27 protein-coding genes and 7 pseudogenes are annotated in these 26,429 nt (G+C 39.5%); 4 read left to right on the forward strand and 30 right to left on the reverse strand.

Annotated features, from left to right (window positions below):
• Positions 1 to 177: 177 nt before the first annotated feature.
• From ACFX4I_RS17420 to ACFX4I_RS17430, 3 genes are all read right to left on the reverse strand, one after another.
• The gene (locus ACFX4I_RS17420) at positions 178 to 483 is read right to left on the reverse strand and encodes an NIPSNAP family protein (RefSeq protein WP_141993620.1); all 306 of its coding nucleotides are present in this window, start codon (positions 481 to 483) and stop codon (positions 178 to 180) included.
• 486 nt (positions 484 to 969) lie between these two features.
• On the reverse strand, positions 970 to 1,149 hold the full coding sequence (locus ACFX4I_RS17425) for a hypothetical protein (RefSeq protein WP_230302913.1): 180 nt from the start codon (positions 1,147 to 1,149) through the stop codon (positions 970 to 972).
• Positions 1,149 to 2,000 carry an SDR family NAD(P)-dependent oxidoreductase gene (locus ACFX4I_RS17430; protein WP_230302912.1) on the reverse strand — a complete coding sequence of 284 codons (852 nt, stop codon included), beginning with the start codon at positions 1,998 to 2,000 and terminating at the stop codon, positions 1,149 to 1,151. The genes ACFX4I_RS17425 and ACFX4I_RS17430 overlap by 1 nt, the downstream gene beginning before the upstream one ends.
• 291 nt (positions 2,001 to 2,291) lie before the next feature.
• On the opposite strand from ACFX4I_RS17430, the gene ACFX4I_RS17435 reads away from it, so the two are divergent.
• The gene (locus ACFX4I_RS17435; protein ID WP_377421993.1) at positions 2,292 to 2,942 is read left to right on the forward strand and encodes a TetR/AcrR family transcriptional regulator; all 651 of its coding nucleotides are present in this window, start codon (positions 2,292 to 2,294) and stop codon (positions 2,940 to 2,942) included.
• Between the two features lie 372 nt (positions 2,943 to 3,314).
• Here ACFX4I_RS17435 and ACFX4I_RS17440 read toward each other — a convergent pair.
• Positions 3,315 to 4,428, reverse strand: a pseudogene (locus ACFX4I_RS17440) (IS110 family RNA-guided transposase); the annotation flags it as partial.
• A 267-nt stretch (positions 4,429 to 4,695) separates the two neighbouring features.
• On the opposite strand from ACFX4I_RS17440, the gene ACFX4I_RS17445 reads away from it, so the two are divergent.
• Positions 4,696 to 5,412: a DUF4386 domain-containing protein gene (locus ACFX4I_RS17445; protein ID WP_230302910.1), complete on the forward strand. Its 717-nt coding sequence runs from the start codon at positions 4,696 to 4,698 to the stop codon at positions 5,410 to 5,412.
• Between the two features lie 440 nt (positions 5,413 to 5,852).
• Here ACFX4I_RS17445 and ACFX4I_RS17450 read toward each other — a convergent pair whose 3' ends face one another.
• The 14 genes and pseudogenes from ACFX4I_RS17450 to ACFX4I_RS17515 form a co-directional block, all read right to left on the reverse strand.
• A complete protein-coding gene (locus tag ACFX4I_RS17450; RefSeq protein WP_377421995.1) occupies positions 5,853 to 6,638 on the reverse strand; it encodes an SDR family NAD(P)-dependent oxidoreductase in 786 nt (261 codons plus the stop codon).
• A gap of 145 nt (positions 6,639 to 6,783) precedes the next feature.
• Positions 6,784 to 6,921, reverse strand: a pseudogene (locus tag ACFX4I_RS17455) (TetR/AcrR family transcriptional regulator); the annotation flags it as partial.
• Between the two features lie 139 nt (positions 6,922 to 7,060).
• Positions 7,061 to 7,279 carry a hypothetical protein gene (locus tag ACFX4I_RS17460; protein ID WP_377422080.1) on the reverse strand — a complete coding sequence of 73 codons (219 nt, stop codon included), beginning with the start codon at positions 7,277 to 7,279 and terminating at the stop codon, positions 7,061 to 7,063.
• Between the two features lie 546 nt (positions 7,280 to 7,825).
• Complete coding sequence (locus ACFX4I_RS17465) at positions 7,826 to 8,044, reverse strand: SDR family NAD(P)-dependent oxidoreductase (RefSeq protein WP_377421997.1); 219 nt, start codon at positions 8,042 to 8,044, stop codon at positions 7,826 to 7,828.
• 2 nt (positions 8,045 to 8,046) lie between these two features.
• Positions 8,047 to 9,066, reverse strand: coding sequence for an NADP-dependent oxidoreductase (locus tag ACFX4I_RS17470; protein WP_377421999.1), 1,020 nt, complete (start codon positions 9,064 to 9,066; stop codon positions 8,047 to 8,049).
• A gap of 6 nt (positions 9,067 to 9,072) precedes the next feature.
• Entirely contained in the window at positions 9,073 to 10,086 is a 1,014-nt protein-coding gene (locus ACFX4I_RS17475) for an NADP-dependent oxidoreductase (RefSeq protein WP_377422001.1), read from the reverse strand.
• Between the two features lie 399 nt (positions 10,087 to 10,485).
• A complete protein-coding gene (locus ACFX4I_RS17480; RefSeq protein ID WP_377422003.1) occupies positions 10,486 to 10,683 on the reverse strand; it encodes a hypothetical protein in 198 nt (65 codons plus the stop codon).
• Positions 10,684 to 10,893: 210 nt separating this feature from the next.
• Entirely contained in the window at positions 10,894 to 12,306 is a 1,413-nt protein-coding gene (gene lpdA, locus ACFX4I_RS17485; protein WP_377422005.1) for a dihydrolipoyl dehydrogenase, read from the reverse strand.
• A gap of 3 nt (positions 12,307 to 12,309) precedes the next feature.
• Positions 12,310 to 12,591: pseudogene (locus tag ACFX4I_RS17490) on the reverse strand (2-oxo acid dehydrogenase subunit E2); the annotation flags it as partial.
• 168 nt (positions 12,592 to 12,759) lie between these two features.
• A complete protein-coding gene (locus tag ACFX4I_RS17495; protein ID WP_377422007.1) occupies positions 12,760 to 13,818 on the reverse strand; it encodes an alkene reductase in 1,059 nt (352 codons plus the stop codon).
• Between the two features lie 14 nt (positions 13,819 to 13,832).
• Complete coding sequence (locus tag ACFX4I_RS17500; RefSeq protein WP_377422009.1) at positions 13,833 to 14,681, reverse strand: alpha/beta fold hydrolase; 849 nt, start codon at positions 14,679 to 14,681, stop codon at positions 13,833 to 13,835.
• A 109-nt stretch (positions 14,682 to 14,790) separates the two neighbouring features.
• On the reverse strand, positions 14,791 to 15,366 hold the full coding sequence (locus ACFX4I_RS17505; protein WP_377422011.1) for a TetR/AcrR family transcriptional regulator: 576 nt from the start codon (positions 15,364 to 15,366) through the stop codon (positions 14,791 to 14,793).
• A 448-nt stretch (positions 15,367 to 15,814) separates the two neighbouring features.
• Positions 15,815 to 16,162: a DUF6366 family protein gene (locus ACFX4I_RS17510; RefSeq protein WP_377422013.1), complete on the reverse strand. Its 348-nt coding sequence runs from the start codon at positions 16,160 to 16,162 to the stop codon at positions 15,815 to 15,817.
• Between the two features lie 146 nt (positions 16,163 to 16,308).
• A pseudogene (locus ACFX4I_RS17515) lies at positions 16,309 to 16,737 on the reverse strand (tyrosine-type recombinase/integrase); the annotation flags it as partial.
• Positions 16,738 to 16,830: 93 nt separating this feature from the next.
• Here ACFX4I_RS17515 and ACFX4I_RS17520 point away from each other — a divergent pair.
• Positions 16,831 to 17,238 carry an Hsp20/alpha crystallin family protein gene (locus ACFX4I_RS17520; RefSeq protein ID WP_230302902.1) on the forward strand — a complete coding sequence of 136 codons (408 nt, stop codon included), beginning with the start codon at positions 16,831 to 16,833 and terminating at the stop codon, positions 17,236 to 17,238.
• 68 nt (positions 17,239 to 17,306) lie between these two features.
• On the opposite strand, the gene ACFX4I_RS17525 is transcribed toward ACFX4I_RS17520, so the two are convergent.
• From ACFX4I_RS17525 to ACFX4I_RS17575, 11 genes and pseudogenes are all read right to left on the reverse strand, one after another.
• On the reverse strand, positions 17,307 to 20,438 hold the full coding sequence (locus ACFX4I_RS17525) for an AAA family ATPase (protein WP_377422015.1): 3,132 nt from the start codon (positions 20,436 to 20,438) through the stop codon (positions 17,307 to 17,309).
• Positions 20,435 to 21,580 carry an exonuclease SbcCD subunit D gene (locus ACFX4I_RS17530; protein ID WP_377422017.1) on the reverse strand — a complete coding sequence of 382 codons (1,146 nt, stop codon included), beginning with the start codon at positions 21,578 to 21,580 and terminating at the stop codon, positions 20,435 to 20,437. The genes ACFX4I_RS17525 and ACFX4I_RS17530 overlap by 4 nt, the downstream gene beginning before the upstream one ends.
• Before the next feature lie 162 nt (positions 21,581 to 21,742).
• Complete coding sequence (locus ACFX4I_RS17535; RefSeq protein WP_377422019.1) at positions 21,743 to 22,171, reverse strand: DUF2621 domain-containing protein; 429 nt, start codon at positions 22,169 to 22,171, stop codon at positions 21,743 to 21,745.
• A gap of 80 nt (positions 22,172 to 22,251) precedes the next feature.
• Positions 22,252 to 22,557, reverse strand: coding sequence for a DUF3219 family protein (locus ACFX4I_RS17540; protein ID WP_230304245.1), 306 nt, complete (start codon positions 22,555 to 22,557; stop codon positions 22,252 to 22,254).
• A 130-nt stretch (positions 22,558 to 22,687) separates the two neighbouring features.
• Positions 22,688 to 22,887: pseudogene (locus ACFX4I_RS17545) on the reverse strand (sulfurtransferase TusA family protein).
• Positions 22,888 to 22,959: 72 nt separating this feature from the next.
• A pseudogene (locus tag ACFX4I_RS17550) lies at positions 22,960 to 23,115 on the reverse strand (YeeE/YedE thiosulfate transporter family protein); the annotation flags it as partial.
• A complete protein-coding gene (locus ACFX4I_RS17555) occupies positions 23,046 to 23,291 on the reverse strand; it encodes a hypothetical protein (protein ID WP_377422082.1) in 246 nt (81 codons plus the stop codon). The gene ACFX4I_RS17555 and the pseudogene ACFX4I_RS17550, both read right to left, overlap by 70 nt.
• A gap of 76 nt (positions 23,292 to 23,367) precedes the next feature.
• Positions 23,368 to 23,517 carry a YeeE/YedE thiosulfate transporter family protein gene (locus ACFX4I_RS17560; protein ID WP_377422021.1) on the reverse strand — a complete coding sequence of 50 codons (150 nt, stop codon included), beginning with the start codon at positions 23,515 to 23,517 and terminating at the stop codon, positions 23,368 to 23,370.
• Positions 23,518 to 23,680: 163 nt separating this feature from the next.
• Complete coding sequence (locus tag ACFX4I_RS17565) at positions 23,681 to 24,157, reverse strand: CcdC family protein (protein WP_098372929.1); 477 nt, start codon at positions 24,155 to 24,157, stop codon at positions 23,681 to 23,683.
• Positions 24,158 to 24,270: 113 nt separating this feature from the next.
• Positions 24,271 to 24,610 (reverse strand): annotated as a pseudogene (locus tag ACFX4I_RS17570) (response regulator).
• Positions 24,611 to 24,741: 131 nt separating this feature from the next.
• Positions 24,742 to 25,449, reverse strand: coding sequence for a cytochrome c biogenesis protein CcdA (locus ACFX4I_RS17575; RefSeq protein ID WP_230304244.1), 708 nt, complete (start codon positions 25,447 to 25,449; stop codon positions 24,742 to 24,744).
• Between the two features lie 237 nt (positions 25,450 to 25,686).
• Between ACFX4I_RS17575 and ACFX4I_RS17580 the strand changes: the two genes are divergently transcribed.
• Positions 25,687 to 25,860: an aspartyl-phosphate phosphatase Spo0E family protein gene (locus tag ACFX4I_RS17580; protein ID WP_076368851.1), complete on the forward strand. Its 174-nt coding sequence runs from the start codon at positions 25,687 to 25,689 to the stop codon at positions 25,858 to 25,860.
• Positions 25,861 to 26,190: 330 nt separating this feature from the next.
• Here ACFX4I_RS17580 and ACFX4I_RS17585 read toward each other — a convergent pair whose 3' ends face one another.
• Complete coding sequence (locus ACFX4I_RS17585) at positions 26,191 to 26,367, reverse strand: hypothetical protein (RefSeq protein ID WP_230304243.1); 177 nt, start codon at positions 26,365 to 26,367, stop codon at positions 26,191 to 26,193.
• Between the last annotated feature and the right edge of the window lie 62 nt (positions 26,368 to 26,429).

The following is a 26,429-nucleotide window of genomic DNA, read 5'->3' on the forward strand; positions in this document are numbered from 1 at the left end:
AGGCGAAAATTCAAAGGGAATTTCAAAAGGGTTTCAGAATTTTTTAATTCCGAACCCCTTTTGTCTACAAACTGAAAAGACCAGAAAAACCAATTCATTTAGATGAATTGGTTTTTCTGGTCTTTTTATAGATTTAATTTCAGTATGTATAGATTATTTTTTAACTTTAATGCATGTTCATTCGAATATAGGACGCATAAAGCTTCTCTCATAACTTAAAATACATTTAGTCTCTTCAGCAAATTTATATGCTTCTTGACATTCTGCATCCAATGCCATTTTTACTCGGTACTCTTCATATGCTGCTAAACTTGGGAAAGTGAATAATGCAAAAGCAATATTATTAGCACCCTCATGTGGAAGGAAATAACCCTGATGTGTACCGCCTAATTTATTAACTAATCGAATCCACATCTTACCGTATTCCTCGAACTCATTTAATTTATATGGGTCAATAACATATTTCAAATAGCATGTAACCATTTTAACCCCCCAAAAAAATCTATTTTTTCCATCATAACATATAATTCGACTAACCTGCCCCGTTAGCCATCCATGAAGCGCAAAAAAAGACTAAGACTTGAAAGTTTAGGATACACAGTTACATGACAAGAATCTGAAGCATCTTAATCCAGTCCACTTACCTACAATAAATCAGTAAATTAGGCGCTCTCCCCTTTTTAAAAAACAATGAGCTGCGTCTTCTTAAGTATTGTCTTTTCCCCAAAATTCCAGAAGTCTATTTTCATGGTAGTACAATTGGTTACTCCATGTACTTCCACCTCTTTATCCTACTAGTAATTCAATCAAACCCCACCCTCTTTCGAGGTGTAGCTTTTAAATAAAGTTTAATCAAAAATATCTCGCAAACCCACATTTTATGATAAATAAAAAGAATCTATTTTGAAAAAAGATTGATCAAAATAGATTCCTATACAGAATAATCCGGTTTGATTTTTATAAAATATTTTAATCAATTTCAGTGTATCTAAAGTTTATTCTGCCTTCTCGAATTGAATGTGCCAGCTTTCCATGACTTTCCCGGCTAGGCTGATCTCTGTAACAAGCCTGTGCTTCACCGGCTTGTGTTCTGTCCCGGATGGGTTGATGGTCAGAAGCATTAGCTGAAATATTTGCCGAATTAGCCATCAGTGCGCCTCCTGGATCGTCCATCCTGCAAGATCGGACGGACCGGCCAACTTCTTATTGTTGGCGGAGCCGTCGCGTGGACGAAGCATGCCGCCAACGAGACGAAGTCCCTGTTTCTTCGTCATGAATCGTCCGATCTGCGTACCTATATAATTCTGTGTACCCGGAACGACATACATCTTCCCGTCCTTCAAAGCCCGAAGCGCAACTTCCACAACTCGCTCCGGTGTGTCTTTCTTACCGACGGCGGCTTCTTCCGCTCCTACGGCGGTGAAGAAGCCGGTGTCCGTCGCTCCGGGACAAAGCGTGAAAAATTGGACGCCACTGTTGCGGTTTTCCCACCACAAAGCTTGAGTAAACGACAAGACGAAGGCTTTCGTTGCTCCGTATACGGCCATATAGGGAAGGGGCTGAAATCCGGCGGTCGATGCGACATTGATAACGGCCCCGGAGTTTCTACACAACATATCCGGCAAGAACAAGTGCGTCATATCTACAACAGCGGCAACATTGAGCATGACTTCCTCATGCTGGCGCACGCCTGACACTTGTTCAAACAAACCGTGCGTGGCAAAGCCTGCGTTGTTGACCAGCAGTTCGATCTCTAAATTCAGAAGTTGACATTGCCGATATAACTCGCCTGGCGCGCCCTCTTTGCCAAGATCGGTAGGAATCACCTCGACCTTGACGCCGTGCTTCTTTCTAAGCTCCGATGCCAGGTTCTCCAGCTTGTTTTTCGATCGGGCTACGAGTACAAGGTCGCCACCCTCTTTGGCCAATTGTCGGGCGAATTGCTCTCCGATGCCGGATGAAGCTCCCGTGACAAGCGCCCAATTTCCTTTTATGTTCATTGTGCAACTCTCCTATCTACTTTTTTATAATTAGGAAACAGTGTTACTTTGTCCTTAAAAATAATTCCTGACTCTCATAAGAGTCAAGAATTGTGATGCGTTCCGGTAACACTGTTTCTAATTGAAATCATTGTAACTAAGCTTTTTAAGAAAGTCAACATCGTTTTTTGAATCGTTGGTTTTTGGCATCCCTCTCAACATTGACAACGGTCCGACAATTATATTAAAATTCCTGTTAAGAGCTGGAAACATTGTTTCTTATCAAAAATGTATTAATTGAGGGTGATATAGATGACAGACCAAAATAATTCCTTCGATGCAAATACGCAAAAGTTGGAAACGTATCAGGAGGCTCGCTTGAAAAATATTGAAAATCTTCGAAAGCTCGTCGTCGATGCTGCGGCAACGATTTTGTACGATGAGGGTCCTGAAGCTGTGACGGTGCGTAAAGTTGCGCAGAAGATGAATTGCTCTACCAAAATCATATACAACCTGTTTGTCAATAAAGATGGACTGGCTCAGCAGCTTTATCTCGACGGCTGCAAGCTTCTCGCCAACGAATTCGAGGGAACGCCGCGCGCTGACGATCCGATGCAGCAGCTGTTTAATTTAGGCGAAACCTTCTGGCAATTCGGACAGCGTTACTCCGGTTATTACAAGCTGATGTTCGGAGGAGCCTTCGCGGATTTCAAACCAGACGAGGAGAGCATACACGGCACCGTAACAGCCATGCGGCAATTGTTGACGGTAATTAGTAATGCGCAAGAGCAGGGACTGATTACCGGTCCGTATGACACGGAAACAGTCGTCCGTATCTTCTGGGCGTCGCTCCACGGTGTTATCCATCTTTACATGTGCGGACATTTTGGTGATGTGCAGTCCGCACATGCCGTTTACGAGCAAACGTTGTCTTTGGTTGTGGGTTCGTTATTTTCGAGTTGAGGCTTCTAGAGAGGGAAAAAAGCACCTTAGGGTGTCTTTTCGTTATTTTTTAAAACGTCGCAACTTTATTTCAAAACGACACGAGGGTATTTTTTTAATACAAGCAACCTTGATAAATGAATAAATAGAAAGGGTAGTTTTGAAAAAGATTAATCAAAACATGCCCTTATACTATTTAATTGGATTATTCTATTATAAAAAAGATTGAAAATTTTTATGTCCCTTAATGAACTAAACCAGCTAATAGGATGTCAATATCTTTCTCTAATATTTTCATTTCCCTAATGATATACTATTTTTGGCCATACCAAATAACCCTCCAAAACCCTTTTCGAAGGATTTGGATTTTTCTCTGTTTCACAAAACCGTTAATTAGGCTAAATCTAGGAACGTTTCTTTTCTCTTTAATAAAGCATAAATCCAATGAAGCAACTTATTCATACAGGCAACGATTGACACTTTGGCAGGTTTCCTTCTGATTTTTTCTTTTCATAGAATGCTTTAAGCTTTTTGTTCCTTGAACTTCTTATGCCGCATAGTACGGCAAGATACAGAGAATGACGTAGTCTGCTCGAACCCCTTTTGGTTATACGATTAATGGTTGCCGTAAACTTACCCGATGAGTGAACACTTGGATCCACTCCAGCGAAGGCAACCCGTTTTTTCGGATGATTAAACCGATCGATTTCACCAATTTCAGAGATAATCGTGGCTGCGATTTTTTCTCCTATACCGGGAATCGATTTGATCTTATATTCTTCCAGTTCATTTGCCAGGGCCACTATACGATCTTCCAAATCAGAGAGGTGTCCCTGGTAATGAAAAAGCAACTCCATATACATACGAAGATTGATTACGTGACTTTGAAACACGTTTTTTTGGAATGGATTTCGAGATGCGGAGTCCATTATTTTTTTTGCTTTTTCCCATGCCCAATTGACCCGATCGGCAAGGACAGAACTCTATAACACTCTCTGCTAGCTTACTTTCCCCGGCTGTTAAAACCGCCTCTGAAGTGGGATATTCCTTTAATATCAATAAAGAAACCCTTGAATATAGATCACCAAAAACCTTCCGGTATTCAGGAAACACATGATCTAAAATGGTGTGAAACTGAAGTTTAGCCTCCACATACATATTCGTTACGATTTCCTGTTGTCTTGACAAATTCCGAAGGTCTAATAGCTGTATTCCTCTAATTTTATGAGGGTCAAAATCCTCTTTGTAATACAGCACACAAAACTGGTACGCATCGATAGCGTCTGTTTTACCTTCCGTAAATTGGTCTTCTTTGCCTGATAAGAAATAATCGGATTTAGTAAGATATATAGAATCCCAAGTATTGAATAACAGGAGTATGGTAATGCCCTGTAGATTCTAAAATGACCATTGGCATCTGCCCTGTCACCTCTTCAATTTCTTTTAGAAAGTCTAAAAAATGATTTAGTTCCTCTTTAATATGCTTCATTGAAAAGCTCTTCCCATACGTTTAGATTGATCTAAAAATCTCTTCTTATGGCGCTAACGCACCCGATAGTTGAAGTAACGGGTTTTGTGGTTGACATTAATTTTGACAACAGTATTGACGTTAAAGACAGAATTCTGCAATTAGCTGCCTATCTGACTATATTAGAGTAATAATTGGAGTAAGCTCGGTAATATGATAAATAACAAGTATTGGAAGTATTAAATTTGTTTGGGACCCAACGGGTTATTAGTCTTATCACTATACTTAAAAAAGGGAGATGAACAAATGAATACTACCAAAAAGAGCGCAAAAATTGTAGGGGTACTGTTTATACTTGCAGCAGTTACAGCAATAATAGGTCTAATTTTATACAAGCCTATCCTAAATGGTCCGGATTATCTGATTAATGGTTCTGAACATGCCAACCAGGTGACACTGGGAGCGCTTATGGAATTAATTCTTGTCGCTTCAGCGATTGGTACTGCAACTACAATGTTTCCAATTTTAAGAAGGTATAATGAAACTATTGCTCTTTGGCATGTTTGCTTCAGGTTTCTTGAAGCGATTGTCATTACTATTGGTGTAATCGGCGTACTGTCCCTATTGACCTTAAGCCGCGAATTTGTCGCAGCAGGAGCCCCGGATACCGCATCTTTTCAAACTTCAGGTATAGTATTAAAAGCAATACATGACTGGACATTTATGCTTGGTCCCCTTTTCATGTTGGGTATAAATACGATGATGTACAGTTATATATTTTACAAAACCAAGCTCGTACCCAGGTTTATACCAATCTTGGGTATGACCGGGGCAACTCTTGTTTTTATTTGTGCCTTGTTGGTAATGTTCGGTGTAATTCAACAAATTTCTGTTTGGGGTGCTATTTTGGCGCTTCCAGTAGCAGCTAATGAAATGATTTTAGCAGTATGGCTCATCGTTAAAGGGTTCAATGAATCTGCGCTTGCTTCCATGTCTGCAAGCAAGACAACGAACGAGAGCTGATGGCAACCACCATTTAATCATCTGAACTTAAAGGTGAATCGTTTCTTACCTTTAAAGTTAAAGACGTTTGGAAGAATTTCTAAACGTCCCTTTTTATTAATCTTTACATACTCTTATTGAACTAAACTGCCCCTTCGTATTATAAGGTCAGCCAGATATTTAAACTGTACCCTATAGAGTAGACACTAAAAAAAGGTCATGCCACTTGGAGAAGGTGATTTCTGTATTGAACAGGAGTCATCTTTAATAATGGGGTAATCCTTAGAGTCTGAATAAAAGTCTCAATAAAGATCGGTTTTGGTTCTGGTTTAAAAATATTTTTTACCAAACAAAAAGGGGTTCGGAATGTTTTAATTCCGACCCCCTTTTGTCGACAAACTGAAGAGACCACGAGCTCTTGGCTGGGATGGCGCAGGCCGTGTAATCAACTGCCACTCCTGTCAATGCCCCGTTCTGTCCTGCATGGTTCTGACCATACGGGTCACCATCTTGCGTGGCATTAACCGTGGAATGAACGCCACGAACCGGTTGCGAGCCCCTGGCATTATGAGCGTCTTGCCGCGCAAGAAGCCTCGGTACCCTTCCTCAGCCACCTGCCCGGCCTCCATGATGGCGCCACTTTGGAACAGCTTCGAGGCGCCCATACCCGAACGATCGACGAATCCGGTTGACGTCAGCCCCGGACATAGTGCCGTCACAGTCACGCCCGTGCCGCTCACCTCGTTCTCCAGAGCCTCGGTGAACGACAGCACGTACGACTTCGTCGCGTAGTAAACCGACATCATAGGTCCTGGGAAAAAACCCACCAACGAAGCCACATTCATGACGCCTCCTTGGCCCCGTTCGACCATATCTGGCAAGAACAGCTTCGTCATAACAGTCAGAGCCTTGATATTGACGTCAATCATATTCGTCTCTTGCTCCAACTTCGTTTCCAAGAATGTCCCGTACAAACCGAATCCTGCATTATTGACAAGGTAGTCGACGACGATTCCCTTCTCCTTAAGCTCCGCGACAATCTCCTCCGGCACTCCGGGTGACGCTACATCCTTGGCGATGACCGTCGCTTGGACGCCATATTTTTCCCGATATTCCTTCGCCAACTCCAAAAGTTTACCCTCGGTGCGCGCCACCAGGACCATATCATGTCCATCTTTGGCGAAACGATCCGCCAACTCTTTGCCAATCCCACCCGACACTCCAGTGATAAGAACAGTTTTTCTCATTTTGCAGCCCACCTCTATTTTTAGTGTAAAACTTTAAACCGTTTTGCAGCGTTTCTAACCCCGGATTGTGACTATGGATGTTGGTTATCCATATAGAAGAATCCGCTGGTCGGACCGTCATCACGCAAAGTGGTTAGCTTCGCCTGTCATACAAGCTTCTGCGATGGATTCCCATATGCTCGACCAGATCGGTCATGGATGTCTTCTCGTAGCCCTGTTCCCAAAAAAGCCTCATAGCATTATCCAATACCGCGGACTCTTCGAACGTTTTGCTTCTCGCCATTCCAACTCCCTCCCGTCGACATAATCTTTACGTAGGTTTTTATGTTCTTCGTAAATTTTTCCTAACTCTAAAATGTTGCTCAGGTTGATTAACTTCAGAGGAAAGACAAGTTTTAAGTTGAGAGTAGATACATGCTGACTTACAATCTGTATGCCAATATATCATGACCCGCCCCCATGTTTTTGATGCCATTCGATTTATTATCTTCTTTTGCAGCTTTAAAACTTAAATATACAAGGGTATTACCATCTCCGTTTAACTGAGCCATAATACCCTTGTGGTCAGAAAGGGCAAATAATTTTCCTCGACTATTAAAAGCAGCAATCTCAGGATGTTTAGTTTTAACATCTTGCAACATGATTTCCACCATAGTCAGCCCTGTATATTGGGCCAGCATCTGGAGAAGGGAACGAATATAGAAAAGGCACCATCTGAACCAACGACTAAATCAACCGTATCTATATATCCATTCTCTAATCGAAGCTCATGTTTACCATTAAGAGTATCTACTTCACCTTACTAATATTATGAATGATTTGTTGGAGAATGGGGGCTGCGGCATCCACTTATCTTTGTCCCCTAACGGAGTAGGTAGTTTAGCAAAAATAACAAACTGATGGATTATCAATGTGATTGTTTGACATATGGTTGGATACTTGTGACATTCCATTCGATCAACCTCAAGAAACAAAAATGTACTTTCTCAACAATTTAAAGACTGGGATGAATCCTTAACAAACTATATTAAATGTCCAGAGGGTCCTCTTCTTCCACGACGTATTTATATGCTCCCTGTAGGTCTTACTTGGGATCATAAACCAGGCGTATCCAATTTCTGCGGTTAATTTTCCCCTGTGACTTCTTCAGCGAAAAAATGGCATGCCAGCTGAGTTAAACAGGATGTCTAGTTTCGGATACTGTTGTTTGATTTGATGCCGACTTCACTTAACTGACATCCGCAGCAATGCCGATTAAAATTAGGTTTTTCTTTGATTGCTTGGTCAATATTTTGCTTCGAGCGACTAGTGACAATCACCGTGTTGCCCATTTCAAGAAACTTTTTCGCAATTGCCGAGCCTATACCAGACGTCCCGCCCTTTACTAAAATAGTTCGATTTGTCAATATTATGTTGTTTTTCCCTCTTGTATAGTCATAAGAATCTTTCCTTGAGCTTTCCCTTTTGCGATTTTGGCAATAGCTTCGTTCACTTGCCGAAAAGCAAATGTCGAATCAATGGTTGGTTTGATGCCCGCTTCATCAATCCACTGGGTGATGTTTTTTAGTTGTTTGCCATTTGGCTGAACATATAAGAAATCATACGTTTTCCGTTGAAGATGTGCCGCTATATCAAACGGCATTCCGATCACACCGAAAAGAAGCCTCTGCAACGTTGAAAATCCGCCATGCTGAATTGCAAAACGTGCATTTGGACCAGCATTTAATGACAATAATTTTCCGCCAGGTTTTAAAACACGCAATTCTTTCCTGAACTCACTTGCACCACGGGTATCAATCACGTAATCGAAATCTTTCAGCACCTCAACATAATCTTGCTTCTGATAGTCGATGAATTGGTCAGCACCAACGGATAGCGCTAAATGACGAGATGATTCACTACCACTGACAGCTACAAAAAGCTTCTTTGATCTCGCAAACGGAATTGCAATCTGCCCAAATCCGCCTGTTCCACCAGGAATGAACAGTTTTGCGCCAGGTTTCACGTTCAGTACATCGAATGCTTGAACAACTGTCAGAGCCGATAATGGAATGGCAGCCCCTTCTTCAAAAGTAAGATGTTTTGGCATTTTCGCAACGATATTTGCATCAGCAACAACATATTCTGCAAAGGCACCCATTGTATCTAGTGGCATTAACGCATATACTCTGTCGCCCTTTTTAAAGTCTGTCACCGCTTCGCCAACCGATTCAATCACACCTGAAAGTTCATTTCCGAGTGTCAACGGAAAATCATAGTGGTCAAAAATGCGCACCTTTCCGGTAATCGCCAATATAAGATGTGGGTCAACGCCCGCCACATTTGTTTTGATTAACACTTGATGTTTGTTTATTCTTGGAATAGGCACATCGTTGATGTGAGCTTCTAGCTTTTTCGAGTAGCTTTTTATTTGGACTGCTTTCATCATGTTCCCCTAAAAATTAATAATCACTTTCCCTTTTGGTCGTCCATTTGCGACTAGTTCTAGCGCTTCATTTACGTTGTCTATGGTAAATAGTGTTGGATGAATTGCTGGAACAATGTTATTTTCTTCAATGATTTTAGTAATCTCTTTGAGTTGTGCGCCGTCAGAACGAACGAAGATAAAATGGTATTCCACGTCGTGTTTCTTGGCTTTGTGGTCATACTTTGCGCCAGCAATGGAAAATAGCTTTTGTTTCCACAATGGAAAGTTTCTGTCTTTTCCAAAACGTTTATTTGGTCCTGTACGGAGAGAGAGCAATCTTCCGCCCGGTTTGATGATACTCAATTCATTGTCAAATTCTTTAGGACCCAGTGTATCAATCACGTAATCCACATTCGCCAACAAGTCAACATAGTTTTCTGTTGTATATTCCAAATATTGGTCTGCACCAATTTCCAAAGTGCGTTCGCGCGATTCTGAGTTACCACTAACAATGACATTTAGACCCATTGCCTTTGCGATTGGGACAGCCGTTTGACCAAAGCTACCCGATCCACCTGGAATGAAAACAGATTTACCAGACTGTGCTTCAAGTTCTTCATGTAGACCTTGATACGCTGTGAGTCCAGCCAGTGCTGCAGCAGCGGCTTCCACGTAGGACAAGTTTTTTGGCATGGGTGCAATTGCAGCAGCGTCAATTGCGGCATATTCCGCAAAAGCACCAATTTTTTCTAGTGGAAGACGTGTATAGATGGCATCTCCTACGTGAAAGTCTGTCACATTTTTTCCGACTTTTTCGATAACGCCTGTCAATTCATTACCAAGCGTTAATGGGAATTCATAATCTTGAATCAGTTTCACGCTACCTGTGATAATCAACATTTCGAGCGGATTGACCGCCGCAGCTTTGACCTTTACCAAGACTTCGTTATCATCGATTTCTGGAATTGGAATGTCATTGACTTGGACATGGATATTTTTTGAGTACTTGGTGATCTGAGCTGCTTTCATGAGTGTTTTCATTTTTTCATCAGCATCCTTACGTTGAGTTACATTTATTAGGTTTCTTTACCTTATTTTTATTATTTTCACTGTCTACTTGCCATAATCGAATTGAGCTAATTCTTTTCAAGGTAGTGATAAACTTCAGGACCTTGTTCACCGGCAATTTCATCCCCCCCTCATCTACTTATTGGGTGACTACCGTCCTTCTACAGATGGTTGAAGATCATCGTTCTTTCATCTTGCCAGTGAGAGAATAGAGGAGTTAGCAATTCCCTCAACTTCCCAACTGTTTGTGAAACCTTGATTTTTTATATAAGCTATACTTCCCCCTCTTGAGATACTAATTCTTTCATATCGTAGGATAATCCGTATAACCCTTGCTTCTGATACCAAAGAATGTTGTAGGATCTGCTTCATTCAATGGAGCACCTTCTTAAGCCGTTCTACTAAATCCGGATTAGCTAATGACCATGCACCGACTGGTACCATATCAGCAAGACCATTATCAAGATCGACACTAAGGTCTTCTAGAGCCCGTTCAGCTCGATTGACTAATAATGGATTCGTCCAAATTGAATGAATTTCACGTAGCAGTGTTTCGTTTCCAAGATGCATGACATGAAGGTAAGCTAAATCGAATTGAGCTAATTCTTTTACAAGATGGTTGGGAGTTATTATTGAACTCCCCGTTAATTCAATAAGAATAAAGTGATTTTACGACTGAGTCCATATTTTAGTTATTCAAGAAAAGGGCGCTTTTCTGGAGTATAGATTGCATAATTTACTACTGTTTGAATTGATTGGTTCGGTACATAATCCAATAAATTATTTACTGATATGAATTGGGGTTCCGAGTGCAACTTCGGCAGCTTCCATTGTCATTTCTCCAAGTGTTGGATGGGCATGGATTGTCATAGCGATGTCTTCTGCAGTCAATCCTGTTTCAACAGCTAAACCTAACTCCGAAATGAGATCTGATGCATTTGCTCCGGCAACTTGCGCCCCGATAACAAGTCCATCTTCTTTACGAGTTACAAGCTTAACGAACCCATCTTTGCTGTCAAGTGACAAGGCACGTCCATTTCCCGCATATGGGAATTTCGCAGCTACTACTTCAATACCTTTATCTTTTGCTTGTTGTTCAGTATAACCTACAGTTGCAAGCTCAGGGTCTGAAAATACGACTGCTGGAATGCCTATATAATCAATTTCAGATGGATGTCCGGCAATCGCTTCAGCAGCAATTTTTGCTTCATAGAATGCCTTATGTGCTAATTGTGGACCTGGAACAACATCACCGATTGCATAAATATTAGGAACATTCGTGCGGCATTGCTTATCGATTTCAATAAGTCCACGGTCTGTCTTTTTTACGCCGGCTTTTTCAAGACCTATTTCATCCGTATTCGGGCGGCGTCCGACCATTACAAACACATAATCAGCGTCTAATTTCTTTTCTTCGCCTTTTACCTCAAAGGTTACAGTGACGCCATTTTCTGTTTCTTCTACACCTTTTGCCATTGCTTTGGTATAAAATTCTACACCTTTTTTCTTCATACTCTTCTTAACAACGGCTGACATTTGTTTTTCAAAACCTACGCCTAAAATTTCATCTGCACCCTCTAAAATCGTTACTTGGGTACCAAAGTTTGCATAGGCACCGCCAAGTTCGATTCCGATAACACCGCCGCCAATAACAACGATTTTTTCAGGAATTTCATTTAAGCTGAGGGCACCAGTCGAATTTAGAACGCGTTTTGAATATTTAAATGTAGGCAACTCGATTGAACGCGATCCTGTTGCAATAATTGCATTTTTAAAGGTGTATGTTTGAGCATTTTTTTCGCCCATTACGCGTAATGAATTACTGCCTACAAAGAATGCTTCACCACGTACAATCTCAACTTTATTTCCTTTTAATAGTCCTTCGACACCGCCAGTTAACTTTTTCACTACACTAGCTTTCCACTCTTGTACTTTTGAAAAATCAACCTTTACATTCTCTGCTGTAATCCCATATGCATCCGAATGCTTAGCTGTTTCATAGCGGTGACCAGCGGCAATTAATGCCTTTGAAGGAATACAGCCGACATTACAACATACACCGCCCAAATATTCCTTTTCAACAATTGTTACTTTTTGTCCCAGCTGGGCAGCACGAATTGCTGCTACATAACCCCCAGGACCTGCACCGATGACTATAGTATCTGTTTCAATTGGGAAATCTCCGACAACCATTACTTACGCCTCCATTAACAATAGTTTTGGGTCGTTTAATAATCGCATAATATGATTCATTCATTGCATTCTGCTGTAGCTCCGTCGATCTATTCTGTAGTCGAAGCTTAATAAAAGAACAAGTACAGACGCTTCTACAATTTCACCATCTCGAACAATTGGTTTTTCAGCAATACGGCCAACCCCAAGAATAGCTACTTCAGGATGGTTAGTAACAGGTGTATCCCATTCTCCGCAGGCTGAACAAATGTTTGAAGTCGTACATGATGCACCATTCATTTCGTTTTGGGCTTAGGGAAGTCTAAAAAATTTGGTTTTTTACCGTAGTTTTCAATTGCTAAAGCTTTCATTACAATCCTCCACATTTTTATTTAACGCACATGTATCTTTTCATAACGAACCTAAGAAAAAAGATTATGAATATCCCTAGATGGGATATTCATATTAAATAAATTATTTTAAGAAAGGATAATCTGTATAACCTTCTTTTCCTCCTGCATAGAGCGTGTTTTTATCAGGTTCGTTTAGGGGAGCACCTGATTGAATCCGTTCTACAAAGTCTGGATTAGCTAGTACCCAAGTTCCAACTGTGACAACATCTGCAAAATTATTATCTACATCAGACGAAAGTTGATCTAAAGGACGACCTGGACGGTTAACAAGAAGTGATTGATCCCAAAGTTGACGCACATCTTTTAGGAATTGCTCGTTTCCGAAGTGCATTAAATGCAGATATGCAAGGTTAAGCTTATTTAATTCACTTATTAAATAGCGATACATCTCAAGGCTATTTTCCCCCTCATCAATGCCTTGCAGTGTTCCTTGAGGAGAAAAACGGATGCCTGTTCTTTCTGCTCCTATTTCATCAACAACTGCTTTAGCTACTTCAATAGCGAATCGAGAACGCCCCTCAATCGTACCACCGTATGCATCTTGACGATGATTGGAGTTTTCACTAAGGAATTGTTGGATCAGATAACCATTCGCTCCGTGAATTTCAACTCCGTCTGCACCAGCTTCAATTGCTGAACGTGCTGCTAAACGAAACTCATTGATAACATCTTTTATCTCAAGCTCACTCAATTCTCTTGGTATTGGAATATCTTTCATTCCTTCTGCCGTGAAGATTTCTACACCAGGTGCAATAGCTGACGGTGCAACTGCTTGGCGGTGGTGAGGTGTGTTATCAGGGTGTGATACACGTCCCACATGCATAAGCTGAACAAAAATATGACCGCCTTCACTATGAACTTTAGAAGTTACTTTTTTCCACCCTTTAATATGATTTTCTGTATAAATACCAGGTGTATTAGTGTAACCTTGCCCACCATCTGAAGGTTGGGTTCCTTCGCTAATAATTAAACCGACTGAAGCACGCTGACCATAGTACTCTGCTATTAAATCGCTCGGTGTACCATCTGGTAAAGCTCTACTTCTAGTCATCGGAGCCATTCCTATACGATTTTTTAAGTCAATGTTTCCGATACGAACTGTTTCAAATAATCTGCTCATATGAATACTCCTTTTTAATAAGAATTAGAATCAAGGAATGAATTTACGTGTTCTGCAAATAGTTCTGGAAATTGAAACAGGTGCCCGTGACCAGAATCAGGATATATAATCAGCTGTGCTTTCGGTAATTTCTCTGTTAAGATATAACTGTTTTTAGTCGGTACCATCACATCATTAACACCATTAGTAACAAGTACAGGGTGTTTGATGTTTTGTAACCATTCATAATCATGATTAGATTTTTGTTTAGCCCATTTTGCAATGGCTTGTAATTGTGCCTCTTTTACTTGTTCAGAACTGTTTACTTTTTTCTGATTAAAGATTCTTTGTAGTGAAGCCATTCCTGCAGATTTACTTGTTTCGGTTTGTTCGTAGAAAAAGAACATAAAATCATTTATTCCATCTTCTTCCGTTCCGCCGTGACGATTCATTCTTTCAAAAATCTCTGGATTTGGATTAATACCAGATTCAGGCGAAGTACCTGCCATAATAATTTTTCTTACTAAATCTCCTTCTTGTAAAGCCAGCTCTTGTGCAACCATGCCACCAATGGAAAAACCAAGAATGTCAACTTGTTCTAATCCAAGAGTTTTTATAAATGTTGCTGTATCTTTTGCCATATCAGCAATTGTAGTAGGCGTTAGTCCATCGGTCTCACCAACCCCTTTATTGTCAAATAAGATTACTGGGCGTGTATTTGCAATAGGTTCAAGCATGTTTGGATCCCAGTTTTCCATCGTTCCTCTAAAGTGAACAAGAAATACTACTGGTATACCATCTTGTGTACCAAATTTCCTATATGCGTAACGAGTTCCATCTGCTTCAATAAATTCTGATTCTGTTGGTAATTTAAAGGTTGTCATTTTTGTGTTCCTCCTTAGAAATTAAAAAACGATTTTATAAGTATCATTATGATGGTTTGTTTCATGCTAATTCTAGAATGAACGTTCTAAAAAGGGTAAAAAAAGAAAGCTAGTCCAACACTGAAAGTGCTAGAGTGATGATGCCTTCTAATTCTTTTTTATTGTAATTAGTTTTTATTAGTACTCTTATACCTACCAAATTGTTGTGTAAGAAACGAGATGTGTTATCAGAATCGATTTCTTTTGATAGCTCTCCACTAGTCTGGCCCCGTTTTATAAGGTTATTAAACATATCTTCAGTACGGTTAAACATTTTTGTAACTATGCGTCCAATTTCCTTGTCCAACAAAGATAATTCAATGGCTGCATTTACTGATAGACAACCTTTTGGGTATTGTTCAATGGAATTCAGTACGAAAATAAAAACATCACGTATCGTCTGTTTAATGGATGAAGTGCTACTAATTATGCTTTCCATCTCATTGACGATGAGCTCTTCATAGTGATTAAGGGAAGCTAAAAACAATGAACGCTTGTCACCAAATGTATCATATATACTCCTGCGGTGTATCCCCATATGATCCACCAAATCTTGGATGGATGTTTTTTCATAACCCTGTTCCCAGAAAAGCTCCATTGCTTTTCTTAATACTGCTTTTTCGTCAAACTCTTTACTTCTGGCCATTTTATTTCTCCTTAAAAATATCCATGAACCAATACTAACAAAAACAAACGTCATAATCCATTATAGAATGAACGTTCTAAAATAAACACATGAATTTCAAACCATGATTAAATAATACCCTTTTTAGAACGATTAGTAAAGAATTATAACTAACCAATAATCCCCAACACATTTGCTACATATCACAATGTTATCCCTTAACTTTCACTTAGGGGTACTGCCAAACATTTCTTCTATTCATTTAGTTTCTTCATGATTGTTTTCTTCCACTGTTTCAATTAATGGATCAAACTCTTTTACAGATGCACTCATACCAAATAAACAAGAAATAGCAATTAGAAAAAAACATCTGAGCCCTTACTCAACCAAACTGCCCCTTTAGTTGCATAAGAAACTTCTATGGCGGCCGGCTGCCACAGCAACCCCTGTTATTGAAGTAAAGCAACCATTACTTGAAGAAGAGTGATACAAAAATAAAGCCGATTATGATTACAAGAATAAGAATTCCCGTACCTTTCCAACCTAAGCTATTAACTAAATCAGCAAGATCTCCACCGTGAACGATGCTAGAAGGATTTCCTTTTAATTCTTCTTGCCTTAATTTTTCTCTTCTTCTTTCAGGAGTTAATAAACTAGCAAATCCATCTTCATTATTTTCAAATGCAAGTGGATCTCCGACTACAATTCCACGGAAATTCACTGCTCCAGCCACATGTAATTGTTGGGCAATATCCACTCCAACAACAAGGTGTTTATCAGAAATTCTTTCTATTAGTTGATTTTGTTTATCTTGCATTTTTAAACTTCATATTAGGGTTCCTCCTAAAGTTTTGAGTTAGAGTGGTGCCCTATCTTTTTCAAAGCTGAAAAATAACGAACTACAGGAATGCTATCCTGCCCCGTTAGTGTATTAAGAACAAAATAAAAAGGATCCTCGGTCCCTTAAAAATACTTTCTATACAAGTCTCTGCGCATTGCACCACTTAGATATGCATAAATTTTTGTGGTTTCACTATTTTCATGACCCATTAAATTTTGAATCACTTCTAGAGGCGCTCCATTATTCAATAAATTTGTGGCGTAACTATGTCTAAGCTGGTGGGGATGAATGCTCTTTTTAATGTCCGTTCTCTTTGCTACCAGTTTTATAATGTTTCTCGCTTGAGAAATACTCATTCGATGGGGTGCACGTGTTGTCACAAATAGTGCTTCCTCATGATCTTTTCGCTCACTTAAATATCGCTTCAACCATATTTCACAACGGGTATTGAAATATACTTCTCGCTCTTTACGCCCTTTACCTAAAACGATTGCTGATTGATTAGAGAAATTGATTGAGGCCCTATCTAGCGTTATTGCTTCACCAATTCTTTGGTTGCTTTTACATTTTTTGAACCACTTTTTCAATCACCATTCTTCATGCTCCAACATATAATACCTCAAAGGAAAACCGGGGGTATCAACATGCAAGACAATCAACATGGATCGCAAATGAATGAGGTTGAAAAGTTTGATGAATGGGTAAAAAGTTTTTTTCTGGATCCGGAAACTTGTGCGTTGGATCATCAACTTTTTTCAATTGATATATACGAAAGTGACGATGAGTATATGGTGGAAGCGGTTTTGGAAAATCATGATGTGAAAGATATAAAAGTTTGCCTATGTGATAATGAGCTATCGATCATCGTTGACGATACTGATAAGCCAATTCTTGAAAAGAAAGAAGATTCACTGCCCACACAGAGAAAGATCCCTTTCCCCTTTTCGATTTGCTCTCGAAGAATTACCGCTGAATTCTCGAATCCGATATTGGTGATTCGCATCCATAAGTTTTCCCCCGGAAAAACAGCTGAAGATATTAACATTGAATAGTTCATTCATGAAAATAAAAAGAATGGCTAAGGGGAACCACATCCCCCTTAGCCATTCTTTTTTCTTAATTAACCAGCAAAATAAAAGGACGTTCGACTTCCATTTTGTGTCGAAATGACTTGCAGCTGTGCATCGATTCTTTCTTTCAATTCCGGAACATGAGAAATTATCCCGACCAATCTCCCGGTGCTTTGTATATCCATTAATGCTTCAATCGCATGATCAAGAGATTCAGGATCGAGCGTACCGAAACCTTCATCGATGAACATCGTTTCGAGTGAAATACCGCCAGCATTCTGCTGGACAACATCCGCAAGACCCAAAGCAAGTGCAAGGGATGCCTTAAAGCTCTCGCCTCCCGAAAGGGTTTTGACATGCCTCTCATGTCCTGTATATTGGTCATACACAGATAACTCCAGACCGCTCTGGATGTTCCTGCGTGTAGGATCAAGCTTTCGCAACAGCTGATATCTGCCGCTTGTCATTTTCAGCAGCCTTGAATTGGCTTCTTTTAAGATATCATCTAAAAAGGCTGCCAGTACATATCGTTCAAAAGTTATTTTGAAGGAGTTTTGACCTTTGGAAATCTCAGACAGATGACCGACGATACTGTACCTTTCATCTAAACTTTTCTGATTTTCCCTGATTTGCGCCAATTTCCTTTCGATTTCTTCGTTAGTCCGAATTTCAGCCTGTAATTCATTCTGATTTTGGCGTAACGACTCCAATTCTCCATCTATGAAATCGAAAGTCTTTTTCAATCCTTCAAGATCTGGTTTGGCCACATCTTTTAATTTCATTTCCAAATCATGAAACAGACTTAAAACACTTTGCCAATTTTGATTATACTGTTGTACTTGGTCCTCCAAATTTCCAAGAGCCGCTTCCGATTTTTTTGCTGCCGTATATTCTTTATAATTGGAAAAGCCTTGATTGGTCATATCCGTAATTAACTTTTCCCGCTCCTCTTTCAATTCTGTATTTAAGGCCTCTATATTTCCACTTAGGGATTCTTTTTTTGCAATGATGGCCGATTCTCTTTCCTTCACCAGTTGGAGGTTTTTTTGTGCATCATCAAAGGCCGATTGTAAGCGTTTCTGTGTATTTACAGCCATTTGATAAGCTTCATTATATTCTTCCTCATTCCGTATTCCGTCTGGCAGGGAATCGGTTAATCCTGTTAGTTTTGTAGAGTTTTCAATATACCTCGTTTTCCCTTGGTCCTCTTTTCTCTCTAAAGAGATCATATTATCCTTAAGCTGGGATGCTTTCTCTTTTAAATCCTGCAACCTTTTTTCCAGATCATTGAGTACAGACTTTTTCCGCATCCATTCTTTTAGCTGCTCTTGAAGCATTTTTCCTTTTTGTACAAACTGTAGCAAATGCCCATCAATATTTTCACACCTAAACTCCGGCATGTCGTTTTGTAAGTCACTAAGCTTTTCTTGTGAAGACTCTACCAGTGCATCATATTTGGATTTCGCTTGATAATATTCACTTTCAGCTTGGCTTTTTTGTTGTTCTGCAGTTTTCAGCTTGTTTTCTTGCTCTTTCAGTTCCAAATCCGTCGGCATATGCTCATGCAATTGCGCTGGTTTTGGATGACTTTGCGAACCGCACACAGGACAATTTTCTCCAGAATGCAGCATGGAAGCAAGCATACCCGCTTGGCCAGATCTCCAGTTTCGGTTCAGGGATTCCAGTTTTTCCTTCTCCTGAATTTGTATTCTTTGTAACTCTTGGAACCGATTATTCTTTTCATCCAGAACTCGTTTCGTATTCTGGATTTCATAAAGAACTTCTTGAAGCTTTTTAATCTTCGATAACGAATGATCATTTCTTTCTGCTTCAATTTCCTGATCACGATAAAGAACAGCCGCTTTTTCCGCTTCTGTTTTTTCTTGAGCGACTTTCTCTGTTTCCGCTTCAATCGACAGATGTTCCGAAACAGTTTTTTCACGAAGTCGTTTGCTAGTTTGCCACTCTTTTTCATCTAAAGTAACCTGTGCTTTTAAACTTGCAAAAGTCATGACAGCCTCTTTTACCTGCTCAAGCTGATGAACAGTTCGTACTGCCTGCTCCCTTTGATTATCCTTCAACTTTTCCTTATCATAGGAATCCTGCTTCTCAATGCGCTCAATCCGTAACTTCTCGGACTGCTCACTTAACTTTTGAAGTTCGGCATTCGCATCTTGTACTTGTTTGCCAATTCGCAAATAGTATTGTTCCTGCTTTTCAAGCGAAGCCGCTTTGTGTGCCATTTTTATTTGGACTTTCACTAATTCCATTTCTGGCAGCTTTGCTTCAAGGGCTTCCTTTTCATTTCGCAGTTTTTCTTTTTCCGAAAATCGGTTTAATAAATCGACAGCTTTTGAAAGTTCTTGATTTACTTGATCACGAGCTTTCTGCTTTTCCTGTATTTGTTTATTTATATACTCACTTTTTTCTGCCGCTTGCAAAATGACTTTCTGTAACAGCGGTAAGACCTGTTGTTCATTAGGCTCTTCCCCTTGTATTTGTGCCTGTAATTCTTCATTATTGCCAGGCTGGATGCCTTTCATTAATTCAATTCGACGCTGAGCACTTTTTTCACTTTCCTTTTTTAGGATGGAAGCCTCTTCTTTTAATTTTTCTTCTATTCGTTTATAAAGTTCAGTATGAAATAATTTCTGGAGAATCTGTTCTTTATCCTTGCTGTCGGAAGTTAACAGTTTTCGAAATTCATTCTGTGGAATCATCAGGATTTGCCGGAATTGATTAGCGTCAAGTCCAATGAGTACTTTGATTTTTTCTTCAACTTCCCGTACATTTGCTCCCAGCAATTTTTTTCCTTCGGCCAATATCTCATATAATTCAGCCTTTGCTCCAACCGTTGTTGTTCCTTCACCTGCTTTTTTCTTGCGTTCCTGCTGCGGGGACCGGGTCACCAAATACGTTTTTCCACGCAGGGTAAATTGCAACGAGACTTCCGTCAATATATCATCTTCGGCAAACTGACTTCGTAAATCTTGCCCGCTTCGATCTTCACCACTGGCTTTTCCATATATCGCAAAACTAATACCATCAAATATCGTTGTTTTCCCTGCGCCTGTCTTTCCAGAAATGACAAACATCGTCCGTTCTCCAAGGGAATTAAAGTCAATCGTTTCCCTTCCTGCATATGGTCCGAATGCCTGCATCGTTAAAATATCCGGTCTCATTTCAAAGCCTCCTCTTTCTTAACAGCCTCAATTACCGAAACCATCAAATCCTGCTTTTGAGAATCAAAGTCCCGATCTGTCATTTCTTGATAAAACGTTTCAAACAGGTCCAATTCTGATTTCCGTTCATCTTTTACAGAGGAGAAAGATTTTTTTCTTCTAAGGTCGGTCAAATCCCATTTACGCTCTAGATGTAGTACGTTCGGATAAATCTGGCGCAAGCGGTTAATAGGATCGATGAGTGCCCCCTCATCATTTAGTGTTATTTTCAAATAGTCATCCCTTTTTTGCGATTGATAGAAAGCGGGATCGAGTAACTCTTCCATAACTCCGGATATTTCCCTCATATCGAACTTGGGTGCCAAAGAACGATAGCGTATATCAAAGCTTCCATCTTCTTGCATATCGACGATGGAAAGCGACTTATTTTGCTTGGCCTCGGAAAAAGAATATTTTAATAGTGATCCAGAGTAAAACACTTTAGGATGACGTATCGCATCTGGACTATGTAAATGCCCAAGTGCCGTATAATCGAACGCATCGAATAAGTCGGATGAAACACAGCCGGAGCCACCTACAGACAAGACCCTTTCCGAATCGCTCGTTTTTCCGCCTAATACAAAAGCGTGTCCTACGAAGACATTCGGCTCATCCTTATTGAAATTCCCGGCAATCGTTCCGTTTATCCGCCTCATCGCGTCTTGATGGGAATGGATACTATCATCTTCAAAAAGATGGCGGACCGTCCCAGGTTCTGCATATGGAACACAATAAAAGTTCACGCCTTTGATACGGACCGGCTCACATGTTTTTGTCAATTTCCCATGAATGTATAACTGACTATGACGATACCATGATGAACCGAATGCGAGCCTTTCCGCAGAATCATGGTTTCCCGATATCGCAACGATCGGAGTATTCATTTTCACATTAATCGTATAAAGGATTTCATCAAGAAGCTCCACCGCTTCAGTCGGCGGAACGGAACGATCATATAAATCACCGGCAATCACAACCGCATCCGGTTTTTCCTCTTCGACAATTTCTATGAATTGCAAGAGTGCATGCCTTTGGTCATCTGTCATATGTACCCCGTGAACGATTTTCCCTAAATGCCAATCAGCCGTATGGATAAATTTCATAGTTTCACTCCGTCCTAATTTTTACTTACTATTATTATATCAAAAATTTTACGAATAGCATGGTTTGGGTACAAACGTTCTAATTTTTACCACACTGCCCCATTCTTTTGAAAGATTCAGAATAAAAAAAGCAAACTCCAAAAGAGTCTGCTTTTTTCATCATTAGCTGAATAAGTGTTCATATGGACCCATATTCACCTTTCTTTCAGCTAATTTTTTTTGTAAAAATTTATGGTCACGTTTTGGTGTGGCAATGATATAGCCGCGTATCACTAAATCTTCCGTAATATCGCCCGCTTTTTCCTTTAACGCCAACTCTCCGATTTTCCCCGCGATTTTATGACGTGCAACATCACGAAAAAGTTCTGGCACAGGGCTCACTAAATCTTCCAGTAATTCCTTTTGCCGCTTTGACCATAAGTGCTTTGTTTGTTCCAAATAATATTCTTCCCAATCCATATCGGATTTCCCATCTTCTTTCGGAAATCTTTTCAGGAACTTCCGAAACATGAAAAAGCCACCTATGCTCATCAATATAATTAAAAGGGCTACCCAAAATAGAATAAACCATAAAAACCATCCACTAAGCAAAGTACCACCTCATATGTATAGAATGATCGTCACTATTATTATAGACAGTAACCCATATCTTTACAAGACTGGCAATGCAATCATTCCTGACCGTTCACTTCCAGCAATACAAGCGAAAATTCCCCCACCGCATTTTCTTCATATAGATTCGTGACCGAAGTTGCGTAGTTAAAGATCTCTGCTCGAAACTCCTCGTTTGACTGTGGAATCTTTAAATCAAATACCATTTGATAAAGCAGTGTTGTAATATCATGATATTCACTATTTGTAACCTTGAAATTAAAACTGACTTTTCTGATTTCTCTACCTTTAGAATCCTTTACATTTTCAGAAAGAAAGTCAGTGACATGCAGTGGAACATCGTTTAAAATGACCTTGTCTACCATTATCAACATCTCCTTAATAAATTGGTTAAAGACATGTTATCACTAGAAACTTTCAGCTTCCAATTATTCAACCTCGAAAAAATAAAAAAAACGTGCACAGGAAACCCGAGCACGTTTTCTTCAAATCAATTTACTTTCCCTTTTTCACGATTATACGCCATTTAGCGTCATTGATTTGCTTAAACTCCGTGATTTCATGACCTTCGGTAGCAGCCCAACGCAGGATGCTCCCGTTGCTTGTGTGCAATCGAAATTAATGATCAATTCCTCTCCTATTGCCATGTCCACTATCGCTTCTTTTGCTTCCACTAAAGAGAATGGACATACCATTCCAGTCGTTTCCAATACAATACCCAATACTAAAAACGTACCCCAATCGATTAACGCATCATCTCCTGTTATAAGGAAAGTTAGAATGTTCGCGGAAGGCGCTGTAATTCCAAGTCCGAACATCCTGCCTGTCATAGCGCTTAGCGGCCATGCCTTGATTAAAATAAGGCCGACCAATGATGCCGTAACAAAGGGATGCCACCGTTTCTCGAATAAGATGTGGGCCAATCCTGTTTTTTCGGTTTCATTTTAAAGATTGGAAGTTTCGGTTTTCTCAATTCACGAATCACCAATAGGCCAACCAAAAGTGTCACAATAATAACAAGCACCCATGGCGAAACATTTAATGTTTCATGAATATACGTATCACTTGTACGATAAGATAACAGATTATCTCCAGCCACTTTTCATACACCATATTTCGTCATTGCTGCCCCTAGCATATATCCAAAAAGAGCAACCCAACTTCCGATCATACCCTCACTGAATGACCCCTGTATCATTCAATGTATAAACACCAATACTTTGTAATGCAATTACAATAAATGTAGCTAAGAGCATCCGTCCATCTTTAGCTAAAATCAAATCACGATATGCACCAACAACACAGAAACCGCCTCTTTGAAGCACAAATCCCAGCAGTAAACCAAAAATAAACCCCGGATAAAATTACTAGGTTTTTGAATGAATTTTTTTACCCTCATGAAAAGTTCCCAGGCAAATGAAAAACCTGAGTCATTTATCGACTCAGGTTTATTGATTGTTCCTTTGATTAAATCCTACAGTACATGTATTACACCATGCTACTTCTGCCGAAACTGGCTGCTTTAACTTTCTTATATTGGTAAAGCATGGCAATTCTCCACGGAACGATCATCGCAAAAGCAAGCAAGAAAAACATTCCACTCAATACACCGATTTCAATCGTGCTTCCCAGCATCAGTTTTGCCACCAGTCGAATCACCATTAGACCAATCAATATGAATATGAACGCTTTAGAGCGCAGAATATAAATTTTTTCATCTCTAACTTCAAATTTAGATGTTTTTATCAATAAGATGGAAAATAACATCCCTGCAACAAGTGCCTCCAACAATTCGTATCGAGTCACCCGGAACATCGGGAAAATAAACATCAAAGCACCCGTACTCATGAACAGCGGCGGTAAAATGATTTTCTTTTCATTCACTGGTTTTTTCGTTTCCTTCATCCGTAACATGAAAACACCTATAGCCATCACAATCGCTATACCTGTTGATATATATATCATCTCTTAACCATCCCTTTAAACTAAAATAGGTAAGTACCATTTAAAATTATATATGACTTCAATTTATAAACAAAGTATATATTACCTATTTGAGATAAACAAGGAGAGTGTTATTAATCAAGCGCCGTTTTTATGTCATCCAATACCATGCCCTCGTCAGAATGCTTGACGTTAAAATCTTGCGCCCCAGCTTCTATAGCCTCGACAACCATTTTTTGCTGACCCATGGCAGAGCACATTAACCTGAAATTCCTTCTTAATTTATTGAACGGCATCCAGCCCGCTCAAGATTGGCATGGTAATCTCCATCATTATAAGGTCAGGATTCGAATTTCGATATCATTCAATGGCTTCTCGTCCCTCACTGACCACTTCATGTCCTGCTTTAGGTAAAATATTTGAAAGTGTCATTCTTATAAACTTTGCATCTTCAACGATAAATATTCGGGCCATAGCCGTTCTTCCTCACTCAACAGCATGAAAAATCCTATCATTATAGAAAGAAAAAATTAAAAAATCACATCATAAAACCTAATTAAAGACAATCCATTTTGAATTTTATTGAAAAAATAGCTTATTATGGACTAAAACCCGGTAAAGCCACCGAATAGTCTAGACAGGACTGCGATTATTTTGGTCATCCAATCAAAAAACAAAATCACACCCATTACAATCATTAAATATCCACCAATCTTCATGATGTATTGGCTGTACTTTTTGATCCATATCAATTTTCCGACAAAGAAGGATAATATGAAAAACGGTATGGCAAATCCTAAAATATAGGCAGTCATATAGCTCATGGCCGCACTAGGATTAGTTGCACCCAGTGAAATGACAGCACCTAATAGCGGACCTGCACAAGGGGTCCATCCAGCCGCAAAGGCAAGTCCGATAAGAATGGAACCTATATATCCGCTAGGTCGGTTCTTAAATTCAAAACGACTGTCTTTCATCAAAGATTTCGGCTGAAAGATTCCTACAATGAATAAACCAAAGATAATAATCAGGATGGCTCCAATCTGACGAATTAATTCTTTATAATTCGAGAAAAAAGAACCTAGGTATGATGTGCTAAACCCTATTGCAATAAAAACCAGAGAAAACCCAAGAAGGAAGAATAAAGTATGCAGCATGCTTCTTCTTTGGAGCATGGCGTTCTCGGATTTGATTTCACCAACACTCATACCAGTGATATAAGATAAAAAGGCCGGATATAGCGGTAAGCAGCATGGCGAAATAAAACTCAGAAATCCCGCCCCAAAAGCTAAAAAAATATTAATATCATCCAAATAAGCTCACTCCTATGTATGTCAACCTATAAACATTGTAACAAATAAGATAAAAAAATACATTTATGGAACTTTGAATATTTCATGACAACCAATTGCTTAAACTTGACGGATTAAGTTAACTTATTTGAATTCATTAGTCCAAGCCGATATAATTGTTATATTCATACATATTTTACAACGAACACATAAATTAAGGGTACCTTGAAAAAATGTTGGGGCCAGAAAGGAAATATAATGGCTAAAAAGAATGAATTTCTCGAACAGATTGAATTAAAGAGAAATGAACTTATCAAGATTGTCGCTAAAGATGGTTTAAACTCGCATGTTGCCGTTGAATATAGCCAGCAACTTGATCAATTATTAAATAAATATAATGAACTTTTTTATAAAACCGGTACAGGTTTTTAACTCAGTCCATCTCCCATAGATAACCACATATGGTATTATATGAATTATTTTGCTGTCAAATTCCCCTTTTTACATTCATTCTCATATGAATACTTAGGCATGACCTTTGGTATATAAAAAACAGGCAAGCGCTATGTGCGCTGCCTGTTTTCCTGTTTTTTCATTTAAAAGGATGCACTTGAATCACGTAGCAATATCAACATCGGATGTCGGTGCTTAGTTTGTCACAACAAGAACAATTGGAGATCCAGCTAAGATGGAAGAACCGTCCGGAACAGTGATGACATGACTTCCTTTTATAAAATGTATAGGGAGATAATCACGAGTAATTCAGCAAAACTCACGAGTAAAAGTACGAAACTCACGAGTAAGATAGATGTGCAGGGAGGTCATTCGTTTGAAGATAATTGTGACTGTTACAGCCAAAATATTCATGACGAAGTCTACCAACAGAACGATAATGGAATATGTTACGGTTTCTGAAGGCAGTACCATCTCAAAAAGCAAAACTTCCTCCCATCCAGATTTGCATGCAGTACGCTGTAATTGTAGTAGCTGACAGTGAACAT

The organism is Peribacillus sp. YIM B13472, from assembly GCF_042788005.1.
GTDB classification, from domain to species: Bacteria; Bacillota; Bacilli; order Bacillales; family DSM-1321; genus Peribacillus; species Peribacillus simplex_E.